The organism is Pseudomonas oryzihabitans, from assembly GCF_014522265.1.
Lineage (GTDB): Bacteria > Pseudomonadota > Gammaproteobacteria > Pseudomonadales > Pseudomonadaceae > Chryseomonas > Chryseomonas aestiva.
Window position 1 is genome coordinate 4,824,562 of sequence record NZ_CP017024.1, and the last position, 12,719, is coordinate 4,837,280.

12 protein-coding genes and 1 pseudogene are annotated in these 12,719 nt (G+C 60.6%); all 13 read left to right on the forward strand.

Going from position 1 to position 12,719, the window contains the following annotated elements:
* The first annotated feature begins 170 nt into the window (after positions 1–170).
* The 13 genes and pseudogenes from BGI51_RS22220 (at position 171) to BGI51_RS22275 (ending at position 12,305) form a co-directional block, all read left to right on the forward strand.
* Complete coding sequence (locus BGI51_RS22220) at positions 171–839, forward strand: GntR family transcriptional regulator (RefSeq protein ID WP_252977165.1); 669 nt, start codon at positions 171–173, stop codon at positions 837–839.
* 438 nt (positions 840–1,277) lie between these two features.
* Positions 1,278–1,549 (forward strand): annotated as a pseudogene (locus BGI51_RS23705) (C-terminal helicase domain-containing protein); the annotation flags it as partial.
* Between the two features lie 283 nt (positions 1,550–1,832).
* The gene (locus tag BGI51_RS23810) at positions 1,833–3,146 is read left to right on the forward strand and encodes a methyl-accepting chemotaxis protein (RefSeq protein ID WP_187979775.1); all 1,314 of its coding nucleotides are present in this window, start codon (positions 1,833–1,835) and stop codon (positions 3,144–3,146) included.
* A 1,005-nt stretch (positions 3,147–4,151) separates the two neighbouring features.
* Positions 4,152–5,012, forward strand: coding sequence for a ParA family protein (locus BGI51_RS22230; protein ID WP_093256053.1), 861 nt, complete (start codon positions 4,152–4,154; stop codon positions 5,010–5,012).
* A 1-nt stretch (position 5,013) separates the two neighbouring features.
* Positions 5,014–5,715, forward strand: a complete 702-nt coding sequence (locus tag BGI51_RS22235) for a DUF2786 domain-containing protein (RefSeq protein WP_187979776.1) — start codon at positions 5,014–5,016, stop codon at positions 5,713–5,715.
* Entirely contained in the window at positions 5,712–7,124 is a 1,413-nt protein-coding gene (gene dnaB / locus BGI51_RS22240; RefSeq protein WP_252977166.1) for a replicative DNA helicase, read from the forward strand. The genes BGI51_RS22235 and dnaB overlap by 4 nt, the downstream gene beginning before the upstream one ends.
* Entirely contained in the window at positions 7,121–7,552 is a 432-nt protein-coding gene (locus BGI51_RS22245; protein WP_187979777.1) for a hypothetical protein, read from the forward strand. The genes dnaB and BGI51_RS22245 overlap by 4 nt, the downstream gene beginning before the upstream one ends.
* Position 7,553: 1 nt before the next feature.
* Entirely contained in the window at positions 7,554–7,943 is a 390-nt protein-coding gene (locus BGI51_RS22250; RefSeq protein ID WP_187979778.1) for a hypothetical protein, read from the forward strand.
* Positions 7,940–8,179: a hypothetical protein gene (locus tag BGI51_RS22255; RefSeq protein WP_007160909.1), complete on the forward strand. Its 240-nt coding sequence runs from the start codon at positions 7,940–7,942 to the stop codon at positions 8,177–8,179. Before BGI51_RS22250 ends, BGI51_RS22255 begins: the two co-directional genes overlap by 4 nt.
* Positions 8,176–8,454: an Arc family DNA-binding protein gene (locus BGI51_RS23815; RefSeq protein ID WP_187979779.1), complete on the forward strand. Its 279-nt coding sequence runs from the start codon at positions 8,176–8,178 to the stop codon at positions 8,452–8,454. Before BGI51_RS22255 ends, BGI51_RS23815 begins: the two co-directional genes overlap by 4 nt.
* Entirely contained in the window at positions 8,451–10,199 is a 1,749-nt protein-coding gene (locus BGI51_RS22265) for a ParB family protein (protein WP_187979780.1), read from the forward strand. The genes BGI51_RS23815 and BGI51_RS22265 overlap by 4 nt, the downstream gene beginning before the upstream one ends.
* A 37-nt stretch (positions 10,200–10,236) precedes the next feature.
* The gene (locus tag BGI51_RS22270) at positions 10,237–11,013 is read left to right on the forward strand and encodes an STY4526/YPO1902 family pathogenicity island replication protein (protein WP_187979781.1); all 777 of its coding nucleotides are present in this window, start codon (positions 10,237–10,239) and stop codon (positions 11,011–11,013) included.
* Positions 11,010–12,305 carry an STY4528 family pathogenicity island replication protein gene (locus BGI51_RS22275; protein ID WP_187979782.1) on the forward strand — a complete coding sequence of 432 codons (1,296 nt, stop codon included), beginning with the start codon at positions 11,010–11,012 and terminating at the stop codon, positions 12,303–12,305. Before BGI51_RS22270 ends, BGI51_RS22275 begins: the two co-directional genes overlap by 4 nt.
* Positions 12,306–12,719 lie beyond the last annotated feature (414 nt).

A 12,719-nucleotide genomic window follows, 5' to 3' on the forward strand; every position in this document is an offset into this window, starting at 1 on the left:
GATACGCACGGAGGAGCGGAAAGGAGGCCAGCTGTTACCTATCTGCACCGTTTCAGCGCATTCCTGTGCAATTCCGGTTCAGAGCGGCCTATTGATTGACCCGGCAAGAGGCGACAGAGGCAGCCTTTTTCCATACAGTGATATATCAGTAGTGCCTCGAGGACAGTTTCTTGCTCGATACCACCGACACCTCCAACTCCGTCAAAGGCAGTGCCAGCCTGCGAGAGCTCGCTTATGCGCAGATCAAGCAGCGCATCATTACCTGTCAGCTACGTCCGGGCGACGCGATTAATGAAGCTCAGCTCACGCAGCTGCTCGGTTTGGGCCGCACACCAGTGCATCAGGCCTTGCACCGGCTGGAAATGGAGGGAATGGTGACCATCCTGCCGCGCAAGGGGGTGATAGTCACCGCGATCTCGCTCAACGACGTTCTCGACATGATCGATGTGCGGGTCTGCAACGAACAGCTGTGCGTGAAGCTGGCACTTGAACGGGCGCAGGAGAGCGATTTCATCGCCATGCGCACTATCCTCGAGCGGTCGCCAGCACTGCTCAAACAACGGGATGTACCCGGGCTGATGGACGTGGACCTGCAATTCCACCTGGCCATTTCAGCGGCTGCGCGTAACCGGGTACTCGCCGACCTACTGCGCAACCTGCATGAAAAGCAGGCCCGCTTCTGGTTCCTGACCATGTCGGAGATGCACCATAGCGAGCGCATCTACGAAGAGCATCTGCAGATCCTCAATGCCATGGAGAACCGTGACAGCGAGGCGGCTATCCATGCCATCCATCATCACATCGATGACTTCCGCAGAGCGATCATCCGTACGCTGTGAGCTGATTGGTTCTTGGATCAGCGTTCCTCTGTCCAACCACATCTCAGGGGCTATCTAAGCGATGCCGCCGAACCAGTAGGTCGAGGGGATCTTGAGCAGCGTTCGCCCTCCTCCACGTTTAACCGCTGGCCCGCGGAAGGCAGCTGGAAGTTGCGCGCTGCCCACACCTCAGTCCGCGCCTTCATATCGCCGCACTGACGGCTACTCACGCACGAACTCCAGCGGTACCCGCTGGTTGCGGTGCGACCCGTCGAGATGAACAAGATCCGCCGCGACGCACAGTTGAACACAAGGCCGAACGCCTGGAATGGGGGCATACTCCATTTCAGCCCCCACCATGCTGAACAGGGATACTTGGATGTCTTGTCCCGTCTAGAGCAAGAATTTCCCGAGTGCTTTTCCTTGATAGGTGCTGGGGTAGCTCGACCTCGAGGACGATGTGTCTCCCTGGTGCCCACAGACAGCCTCGCGACGCGTCAGCAGGCAGTCGATCGTTTCCAGCAGGACGCCGATTGTCGGATCTTTATCGGCCCGACGTCAGCGGCCGGAACCGGCAATAACCTGACTGTTGCCAACTAGCTGTTCTTGCTGGGGCTGCCCTGGACGCCTGGATCGCAGGACCAAGCGGAAGACCGGGCCTACCAAGACGGAAGCGTCGCTTGGTGAGAGGCAAGATCCCGCTGGTGGAGAACAGCCTCAACTTGCAGCTGTAACAGGTGCTGCAGGAGATGCGGTGAAGTGCTCGGGGCAGATAGGCGCAGATGCAATCGGCCGATCACACAGTGAGCGTGCTAGAGCCGTTTGAAACCGTCCAGTCGTATGCCTCTCAGCCATTGGCCTCAGCGAGCCTTTGCGCCCGTGCTATAGGGTGACCGCACGTCCGCTAGGCAAACGCAGCTCGAATATCGCGTTAAAGATAATCGCGCCTGTGCCGACAGCTGATATCAAACAGACATCACATGTCTGGCCATATCACCTTCTCGGAATCGCCTTATGTCCATCCTTCGGTACCTGTCCATCATGCGTGGTCTCGACGTAATCGCTGCCGCTGTGGAACAACCCGAGGCCGCAGCCAGGCTCGACTCGCTGACCGGCCCAGCGCCGGTGCGAAAGGTAGCTGAAGGCTTGAAGGGACTGCTGGCTCGCCAAGGGACTCTCGACGCTCAGTTGCACGAGATGCAGAGTGAGATCGAACAGCTGACTGCTCGCCTCGCCGAGCGCGAGGCCGCGGTTGACCGTTTGGCTACCCGCTTCAACCTGGTCAATCGTGCTACCAGTGAAGGCCTGTGGGATATGGAAGTGGTCGCCGGAGATCCGGTGAACCCGCGTAATGCGTTCTGGTGGTCGGATCAGTTTCGTGCCCTCCTAGGCTTTCGCAGCGAACAGGACTTTCCGAACGAACTCGGAAGCTGGGCCAATCGGCTACACCCTGAGGACAGCAAACCTACCCTGGACGCATTCGCCCGGCACCTGAATGATCGCAGCGGTAACACCCCCTATGACATCGAATACCGGGTGGCGACCAAAAGCGGCGAATATCGCTGGTTTCGCGCGAGCGGCGAGACTCTCCGCGACGCCCGGGGTACGCCGCTGCGGGTGGCTGGCTCTCTCAGAGACATCCATGATCAGCGCCAGCGCGATGCTGAACTCGAGGTGACCCTGACACGTTTCGAGCTTGCGCGTGAAATGCTCAACGATGGCCTGTGGGACATGGAGGTGATAGCGGGCGATCCGGTCAATGCGCAGAATCCTTTCTGGTGGTCGCCCCAGTTCCGCCGCCTGCTGGGATTCGAGACAGTCGAAGAATTTCCCGATGTTCTCGACAGCTGGGCGTCCCGTTTGCATCCCGAGGACAAGCAACGCAGCATCGAGGCCTTTGGCGCCCACCTCAATGACCATAGCGGCAAGACCGGCTTCGATATCACCTACCGTCTGAAACTGAAGGATGGAAGCTACCGTTGGTTCAGGGCACGGGGTCAGACCAGGCGCGCCAACGACGGAACGCCGCTGCGGGTAGTGGGCGCCCTGACCGATATCCATGCCACCCATGAGCAGAATGCGCTTCGGGACGCGCAGCAAGCCCAGCATCGCGAGATGGAAGAGAGCCTGAAGAACGTCACCGACATCGTCAGCTCGATCCAGGGCATCGCCGCCCAGACCAACCTGCTGGCGCTCAATGCCGCGATCGAAGCGGCACGAGCCGGAGAGGCCGGTCGAGGCTTTGCGGTGGTAGCCGACGAGGTTCGAAAGCTGGCTACGCGCACGTCCGAAGCGACGCAGCGAGCGGCCAACATGATTCAACAGTGACGTTGCTCACGTCCTGGCGGCCTGGCCTGAATCGCCAATTGGCGGTGCAGTCAGCTTGAGAGAGTGCTCCAGCTCTTCTTTCAGGTTGGCATATCTGAAGGCTTCGAACTGAATCTGCCCCCGCCCTGTGCGGGGGCTTTTTTTGGCCACGATTAAGTCAACCGCTCGCGACGCCAGGACGCAAGACGCTCAAACCGAACACCTCCCCCTTGTCGCAGTCGAATCCGTGCCCACCGGCGTGGCGCTGACATCCACGCCGGTCCAGTCGCCCGGGGTGACGCTGCCTGTCCGGCAATCTCCCAACCGTCCCTCAGGCGCCGGGCACCTTTTCGTCAGCTATTGTGCCGGTAGCCGTTCTGCCCCAGGCGAGAGCGGCCACATCTGCAGGTCAGGGGCGCGGAATACGCCTCGGCGCCGGAAGTAGACAAGGCCTTCCAGCGTACAGCTCAGGTTGCTCCCATGTCTGACTTGGTGGTTAAACCCCAGGGCAACAGGTCCTCGCAGCCCGAGCGAGCCTTATCCTGGCGGCAGCTGGTTGTGGATTCGACGATGCCATTGGGAGGATGACCTACCCTGTCGACATGCAAAGGCACCTGCCGATTTTCAGGTAGGTAAAGGCTAAGGTCCTATCCAGACGCACCTGTGCATGGACCTGCATAGGCGTTTCAGAGGTGGCTAGACCCGGCCTATTTGGAATCAGGTGCATCCACCGCGCAACGCCAAACCGTGCAGCCAGGGACGCAGCGTTTTTCAAGCCGATATCGACGCCCTCCGACAACATCAGAGGACCGCACTGGACCCTACGTGGATCGCCGCTGCCTGGGCCTGAAACGCAGAAACCCTCCTTGCGGAGGGTTTCTGGTGAAGATGGTGGGTCGTGTGGGATTCGAACCTACGACCAATTGGTTAAAAGCCAATTGCTTTTGACCCACCACTGCACCCAGGCGCGACGCGCCTCTCAGTGAAAACAAGCGGCCTCTAATGAACCCATTAGAGGCTGCGAACTTGAAAACCACATCTGCGATTTCGACCAAGGGCGGTACAGGCAAAACCACCAAAACCGCCAACCTAGGCGCTTTCTGTGCCGATGCAGGGCTACGAACCCTGCTGATTGATCTGGATCCTGTCCAGCCTTCCCTGTCGTCCTACTACGATCTCGTCGAGCCCGCCCCCTGCGGCGTCTTCGAGCTGATCGCCAGCAACGAGACACGCCTCGATCGCATCGTCTCCAAGACCAATATCCAGAACTTGTCGCTGATCTATTCCAACGATCCGCACAACCACCTGATCAACCTCCTCCTGCAAGCGCCTGATGGCCGGCTTCGCCTGGCTCATCTCAAGGACATCTTCCAGGACGACTTCGACCTGGTGCTGATCGATACGCAGGGCGCCCGCACCGTGCTCCTCGAGATGGTGATGCTCGCTTCGGACCTCGCCGTCTCCCCCCTCCCCCCCGAAATGCTGTCCGCCCGCGAATTCAACCGCGGCACTCTGCAGATGCTGGACGGACTCCGACCCTATGCCCGCCTTGGGCTGCCGGTACCGCCCATCAAGGCCGTAGTGAACGGCCTGGATCTCACCTCAGACGCGCGTCAGCTGGATGCGACGATCCGGGAGACCTTCCGTGGCCATTCCGATATCCAGGTCATAGATACCGTCATTCCTGATGCAGTTGTCTATTGCGAGTCGGCCACTCATGGGGTGCCTGCACATCGTCTGGAGTACAGGCAGCCTAGTAACCGTCAGGCACCCGCTGCCCTGCAGGTCATCCGCAACCTCGCCATTGAACTCTTTCCCGAGTGGACTGAGCGCTTCATGGCCCTGAACGAATCGGCCGTGCATGCCCTGGTGAGAGAGGGCAAGTGAGATGGACGCCAACAAGCAGAAGATCCTGGAGCGCGTCGCCAAGTGCTTCGCTTTGGCCAAGGACGCCGGCGCCGCGCCGAACGAAGCTGAGATCGCGCTGCGTCAGGCGCGTAAGCTCATGCAGCAGCACAACCTCATGGACGTTGACGTCCAGGCAGTGCTGGCCAGCGAAGCAGTCGTTGCCACAGGCACCCGCAAAGCGCCCGCCCATTGGCTTCACCAGCTCGCACTGGTGTGCGCCCAAGCATTCGATTGCGATCCCCTGGCCTTTCGCGATCAGCGCCTGGGATGGGCGTTCAAGTTTGTTGGTATCGGTGTCGGGCCTGAGATGGCCAGCTACGCCTATTCCGCACTCCACCAGCAACTCCTGGCCGCTCGCAAGGTGTTCGTCCGCAGTCAGACTCGCTGCAAGCTGGCCACCAAACGGCGCCGTGGCCAGGTCTTCGCCGAAGGCTGGATCGAAGCAGTCAGCGTCAAGGTCCACCAGTTCGCCAAGGGCAAACCAGACGAGACCCAGCGTGTCATCGATGCCTACCTGGCCGTTCACCATCCTGACCTGACCACCGTGGAGCTTGAGCATCTCGAGGCTAAAGGCCACGACGTGCGGGCGCGCTACCAGGGCTACGAGCTGGGGACTCAAGCACAGCTCCACCGCGGCGTTGGCCAGCGCCGCGATCAGGTGGCGCTGGGAGGTCGGCCATGAGCGTCGCTCAGCTCCTGGAGGTCCCCGCCCACGATCACACCGTGCATGTCTCAGACGCTGAGCACGTAGCAGCCGGCTTGATCCCGCCTCACTCTCAAGAAGCCGAGCAGGCCGTCCTGGGCGGGCTGATGCTCGACAACAGCACCTGGGACCTGATCGCTGATGTGCTGCTGGAGGAAGACTTCTTCTTCCGGCACCACCAGCTCATCTTTCGGCGAATCGCCCTGCTCGCCTCCCAGTCGCGGCCCTTCGATGTCGTGACCCTCGCGGAAGTGATGCCTGACGTCGATGAGGTGGGCGGCCTTGCCTATCTGGGGACCTTGGCCAAGGACACCCCCTCGGTGGCCAACATCGTCGCGTACGCGGAGATCGTCGCCCAGCGAGCGCACCTGCGCCGCCTGATTCTGTTGGGCTTTGCCAGCAGCCGCGAGGCTTCGGCACCAGGTGCCAATGCCGCTGAAGTGCAGGAGCAGACCGAGCAGCGGCTGTTCGCGCTTGGCCAAGACCGCAAGGGCGCCGAGTTCTGCAACGTGACGGCGACCTTGCACAAGCTGATCGACACCATCGACGAGCGCTTCAACAACCCTATGCCGGTGACGGGCGTTCCCTCTGGCCTAAACGACCTGGATACCCTCACCTCAGGATGGCAGGACACCGATCTAATCATCGTCGGTGCCCGCCCGGCCATGGGCAAAACCGCCTTCGTGCTCAACTGCATCACCAAAGCGCTCCACCACGCGCTTGGCAAATCGGTACAGGTCTACAGCCTTGAGATGCCGGCCGAACAGCTGATGCTTAGGCTAGTGGCGATCATCGGGCACATTGATGCCACGAAGCTCAAGCTTGGACAGTTGGAGGATGAGGACTGGCCGAGGTTGACCATGGCCGTCAACACCATCAACGGCTTTGGCAATCGCCTGGTCATCGACGACGAGGCTGGCCTGTCCCCCACGATGCTACGGGCCCGGGCTCGTCGGGCAGCGCGCCGCTTCGGCCCGCCCGCCCTGATCCTGGTCGACTACCTGCAGCTAATGCGCTGCGAAGGCCAGGAAAACCGTGCCAACGAGATCGCCGAGATCTCTCGCTCGCTCAAGGCGCTCGCCAAAGAGATGAAGTGCCCGGTCATCGCGCTCTCCCAGCTCAACCGGGGACTGGAGTCCCGGCCGAACAAGCGGCCTGGCCTTGCCGATCTGCGTGAGTCCGGCGCCATCGAGCAGGACGCGGACGTGATCATGTTCCTGTACCGCGACGAGTACTACCACCCGGATACCAAGTTCAAGGGCATTGCTGAGCTGATCGTTGGCAAACACCGCAACGGCGAAGTCGGCACGGTCCGCGCCGCCTTCATCGCCAAGCAAACGCGCTTCGAGAACCTGAGCGCGCAGGCTTGGCAGGAGATGAATGCATGAATCTCCTTACCGATGCCCTCATCCCTACTATCGAAGAGGCGCAACCCTCTTCCCTGCCCTTCCCCTCGATCGTTTGCCGGCGGGAGCCGGCAAGGAGCTGCTCGATGAGCCCGCAAGCCATGTTGTCTGGGGTTACTCACCAGTGCCGCAACTGCGGCCACCACCTCTGCCGCCGCCCCCTTACCGCTGATGAAATTCTGGTCTGCAGCGTCTGCCACTCGCTCGAGGTGGAGTCCCTTCAGGTCGTCGATCAGCCAGAACCTGGTCCCTTCCACGACACCACCGTCGTCTTCCGCGTCGCCGGCTCCCGCAACGATGCGGCAGGGCTGATCAAGACCCTGGATCTGCTGTTCAAGGACGATGGTCTGGCCGAGATCGTCGCCATAGAGTCGGGCAACCAGCTCCAGCAACGGGCGGGAGGCCAATGACATGCTCTCCCATCACACCCCTGAACAGGATCTCCCTTCCCATACCGATCGCGAACGTGACCGGCAGAGGCTGGATGCAGCGCTGAACGACTTCCTGGCCAAAGGTGGCCAAGTCGTCGAAGTGAAGCCGAGCGAGCGCGCCGTCGGCGGCCCTAGCTTCGTCATCAGCGCCCAGCGTGAGGAGCTGCGCCAGCTCGCCGAGGCCAAGCCGGCAACCGAAGTTTCCGATGAGGACCTGGTGCGGCTCCTTCGAGCCCGCGCCTTGCTCGGGGATACCCTTCGCACCGCATCCAAGCGCTTGCAGCAGTCCCTGGAACGCTGTCATGCCCTCGCCCGGGCGCATCGCCTGCCTTTCAAAGTGGGGTACGTGAAAGGGGGTAGCCGCACATGACGACACCCGCCCATGCGCTACGTGGTGCCAACAAAAACCTGCAGGACCTGGTGGCCTTCGCCCTGGACGAGGGCTGGATCGTCGCCCGTACCAAGGGCGGGCACGTCAAGTTCTTGAAAGTCGGCTACTGCCCCATTTTCACGTCTTTCACGCCCAGCGATCGCCGCGCCGGCCTCAATGCCCGCGCCCAGCTGCGCCGTGCCCAGCCTATGAACGAATTGGACCAGACCCTATGACTACCACAACCAAGCGCAAGCCATCCGTACGGAAATCTGCAACAGAGGATGAGAAGTTCGTCGTCCGCTTTCCCAAGGGACTGCGTCCTCAAATCGCCGAAGCGGCCAAGCAGGCCCATCGCTCGATGAACGCCGAGATCATCAGCCGCATGGGCCGCACGTTCGAGCTCGAGGATGAGGTCTTTCGCCTGCAGCGTGTGATCGACCAACTGCTGGCCGCCAATGATGAGCCCAGCCGGCCGGCAGCTCGTGCTGCTCAGGAGATCCATGCATGAGCAAGCCCAGCAACGAAGCGGTCACTCAACGTCTGTTGGCCGCTGGCTTCCCTGGATCGAGCGCCCCTGTGGCACGCCTGGCGGATCCGATCAAGGAAACGCCTATGGTCCTGACACTGGATGAAGTCGGCCCCTACAACCGGAACCCCCGGACTGCACGGAACCCTCTCTATGACGAGATAAAGGCATCCATCAGAGCGCGGGGACTGGACCAGCCGTTTCCAGTAACCAAACGCCCGGGTGAAGACAAGTTCATCATTCGTACCGGCGGCAACACGCGGCTCGAAATCCTTAACGAGCTCTGGAAGGAGACGAGGGACGAGCGCTACTACCGCCTCCACTGCCTATTCCGCCCTTGGACTGACCGCGGCGAGATCGTCTCGCTGACCGGCCACCTCGCAGAGAATGATCTGCGGGGCAACCTCATGTTCGTCGAGCGTGCGGTCAGTATCGATGCTGCTCGTGAACTATATGCCCAGGAAGCCGGCCGAGAGATCTCTCAGCGGGAGCTTGTAAGGAAGCTGGCTGAGGATGGATATCGCATATCCCAATCCCATATCAGCAAGATGCAAGAGGCATTGAGGACGCTAGTACCAGCCATTCCTGGTTTGCTCTACTCAGGTCTCGGAAAGCATCAGGTCGAAAAACTGCTCACTCTACGTAGCGCTGCTTTGAAAGCTTGGGTGAGCTTCAAAGGTGAGGAGACAGACTTCGAGCTACTGTACCAAGAAGTGCTCAACGGCTTTGATGGTCACACCGACAACTTTGTCTTCGAGTCCATCCAGGACGAACTGATCGGCCAGATCCGCAGAGCGCTGAATGTCAGCTACGAAGAAGTACTCAAGGCGATCCTCGATCATCAGGATAGTAGCCGCCGCTCACAGCTAGTGGGGGTGCAGGTTCCCGATGGCCAAGCTCCGCAGGTTCCTGCTGCCGGTGCCATACCTCCTGCGCCTGGCGGCAGTCCCACGCTGAAACAGCCACCCGAAACGCCCGGCAAGCAGAAGCAGGGAGCTGTCTCCCCTTCCACACCACCGCCACTCCCTGAGCGTATGGGTGGCTCCGGTGCAGTCGACACCACTCCGCCGCAGCACACTCCGCCGGATCCCGAGCAGCTCTCCGAAGAAGAACGCGCCGCTCGCCTGAACGGTCACATCGTCACGCCCGATGGCATTGGTCAGAAGGTAAGGGACGTTCAGCGCCGCATCGCGGCCGAGCACGGCGAAACCCTGCCTGACTTCAACAGTGATGCCCTGCGCGCGATTCCTGTCCAGGCCGGCGGCCTGCATGCCATCTCAGATGTTTGGTACATCGAGCGCAACACCGATACCCCTGATGAGTTGCGTAAGGTCCTGCGCACGCTGGTCTTCGAAATTGCCCAGCTGTGCGACGTTCCTAGTGAGCTGCTCAGGCCTACCGATTTCGCCCTCGGCTTCACGCTTTCTACCCCTCAGTCAGAGCTGACCGCACGCGGAACAACGTCCTGGCAATTCCTGCAGTCGTTGACGGGCATGTACAGCTACGTGGTGTCGCGTGATCCAGAGAGAGCCGAGAAGCTCAAGGCAAGCATCGCGGAAGAGAACGCGACCTTCGCCATGAACCTGGGCCAGCTAATCCTTGGCGATCCCCTTTTCGATAGCAAGCCAGCCAGCACCGAAGGCCGCATGACCGATGCCGCCGTCGTGAAGCTGTTCCGGGTGATCCGTCTCGCCCGCCGGCTGATCGAACTCGAGGCTGGGCAGTAGCCCGGTCACCTTCTGGACCTGCATTAGGAAGTCGCATATGTCCACGAAGTACAACCCCATGAACCAGGCGCTGATGGATCTGATCCTCCATCACTTGCGCAACGGCCAGGTCCAGCGCTGCCTGGATATTGGCCTGGACGTCGAAGTCTTGAACCTGCTGCGTCAGCCGCAGGCTCACAGCATCCTGAAAAATGCCCCGGCGCGCTGGTGCAAGATCCAGATCGATCTCGACATGGTCAAGAAGCTCTTGGAGAACTGCGAACGCGATGAGCGCGAGACCCGCCTCGTGCATCGCGCCATCCAGCTGGGTGCCACCAACGGCATGATCCGCGAATTCTTCGGCATGGCCCCCAGCGAGATCAGTGTGGTGCGCCAGCTCCTGAATGTTCCCGGTCGCTCCGGCCGGGTGGCAGGGCTCAACGATACCGCCCAGGTCTGGTATCGCTTCCTCGACCTGATGAGCGCTCATGAGGTGGATCACAATGACGCCATCGCTCTGCTCGACATTTGCATGATGATCACCGAGGAGCTCAACGGACCCTTCGAGTCCGTCAAGGACAGGCACGACCAGATCACCCTCGGCCTCATCTGGAATCTCGTACAGACCTGGCTCAACGAAGGCCTCTACCCGCCCAAGATCGCCCGGGCACCGCTCTTGCTGATTTCAGATGCTCGGAAGCGGCGAGATCGGCAGCTCGGTGATGAGCAAGCCTCTAGCGATGCCCTGCCCCAGGTGCAAGAACAGGAGCAGCCCGCTGCCATCGGGCAAATGAGCTTGATCGAGCTGGATTCGGCAGAAGGCGACAATAGGTGAAAACCACTGCTCCACGCGGCGCCCATCTACTCGGTCGCGCCTTGAACGTTGCAGCGTCACACCTGAACGTCCATGTCCAAGCCCAGCGCGACTACAAGCAAAAAACCGGCGAAGACCTACCCAAGGAATTCGCCGGCATCGTTTTCAGCGGTAACCCTCACGAGACCGTTCCTCGCCGGCTGCTGCTCGATGATCGGCTCTCGCCCCTCGAGCGCAATGCCTGGCAGGTGTTCCGCCTGCTCATGAACGGTGATGGCGTCACTGCCTTCCCGACCTACGACCAGCTGCGCCCCTACCTGGGCAACAACCCGGGCCGCCCTGCTTCGCGTGAGACCGTGGCCAAGGCCCTGACCGTACTGCGCCTGACTCGCTGGCTGAGCCTCGGCCGCCGTGTTCGCGACGCGATTACCGGCCAGGTCCAGGGCAACATCTACATCCTGCACGACGAGCCCGTGGCCTACTCCGAGGCCATACAACTCGATCAAGATTTTCTCCCCCTCGTAGCAAACGGCCTCGAGCACTCGAACAGCTCAATCCGCGAGATCGCCGGCCTGACTTTTGACGAGATGCTGGTCAGCGAGACCCAGGAACTACCCACTCGGGTGGAGGTGTTCAGAGAGCGCTTCCGCGCCCAGGGGCTAGAAGATCCGGCACGTGCAGCGACGCCACCCGCTGAGTTCGGATTCCGAACGCCGGTCTTGGCAGCTATGAATCACCTGAGTTCGGATTCCGAACTCAGTCAAAAAAGTCCAGTTGATCAGGTCCTGAGCCTCAGTTCGGAATCCGAACTCAGTGAAAATCCAGGGGTTTCACCCTTAGTTCGGAATCCGAACTCATCTAGTACGTATACGAATACAACTATTGATGTATCTAAAAGCTCTGTACTGCGCGAGCAGGCAGACGCGGATCTTGTGTGGCCTAACGCCTATCAACGGATGACGTCGGAGCAGCAACAGCGAGCCCAGCTCGTGATCCTGGCTGTTCCCGCAGACATTCGGGTGCTCTTGGTGAAGCAATGGGGCGTCCGCTGCGCCTCGGGCAAGGTAGCAAAGCCCTTTGGCTACCTGATGAAACTCATCCAGAAGGTCCAGACCGGTGACTTCAACGCCGGTTGGCAGCCCGCCGCAGTTCAATCCGCAGCTCCAGCCATGCCAAACCAGGCCCCTTCGGTTCCGACAATTCCGCGGTTTGAACCGGCCACTTTCCAGCCAAAGGCAGTCAGTGACGCTCAAACCGGGAATGACGTATTGAAAAGTCTTCGGAAGATGATGGGCCGCGGAGGTAGCGAATGATCTCCGCTCACCCCTTCCTCATCTGCTCACCTTCAGCGCCCGAGGCTAGGGGTGATTCCCGGGGAATCACCCACCCGGCCGAAGCCCAAGGTGATTCCCGGGGAATCACTCACCTACTCGAAGCTCAAGGTGATTCCCGGGGAATCACTCATCCGGCCGAAGCCCAAGGTAATTGCCGGGGAATCACTCACCTACTCGAAGCTCAAGGTGATTCCCGGGGAATCACTCATCCGGCCGAAGCCCAAGGTGATTCCCGGGGAATTACTCACCTACTCGAAGCCCAAGGTGATTCCCGGGGAATCACTCACTCCTCGGAAATCGATACTTCTTCTTTCAGGCTTCGTCTTGTTGATAGGCGCCTGGAACGCCTACCGGCAACCTCCTCGCACCCAAATACGGTTTTCCGCTGCCCTC

Bases quoted from the DNA above. Each gene is read 5' to 3' on its own strand.
- BGI51_RS23810 (WP_187979775.1), top strand. From the start codon at position 1,833: ATGTCCATCCTTCGGTACCTGTCCATCATGCGTGGTCTCGACGTAATC.
- BGI51_RS22235 (WP_187979776.1), top strand. From the start codon at position 5,014: ATGGACGCCAACAAGCAGAAGATCCTGGAGCGCGTCGCCAAGTGCTTC.
- dnaB (WP_252977166.1), top strand. From the start codon at position 5,712: ATGAGCGTCGCTCAGCTCCTGGAGGTCCCCGCCCACGATCACACCGTG.
- BGI51_RS22245 (WP_187979777.1), top strand. From the start codon at position 7,121: ATGAATCTCCTTACCGATGCCCTCATCCCTACTATCGAAGAGGCGCAA.
- BGI51_RS22250 (WP_187979778.1), top strand. From the start codon at position 7,554: ATGCTCTCCCATCACACCCCTGAACAGGATCTCCCTTCCCATACCGAT.
- BGI51_RS22255 (WP_007160909.1), top strand. From the start codon at position 7,940: ATGACGACACCCGCCCATGCGCTACGTGGTGCCAACAAAAACCTGCAG.
- BGI51_RS23815 (WP_187979779.1), top strand. From the start codon at position 8,176: ATGACTACCACAACCAAGCGCAAGCCATCCGTACGGAAATCTGCAACA.
- BGI51_RS22265 (WP_187979780.1), top strand. From the start codon at position 8,451: ATGAGCAAGCCCAGCAACGAAGCGGTCACTCAACGTCTGTTGGCCGCT.
- BGI51_RS22270 (WP_187979781.1), top strand. From the start codon at position 10,237: ATGTCCACGAAGTACAACCCCATGAACCAGGCGCTGATGGATCTGATC.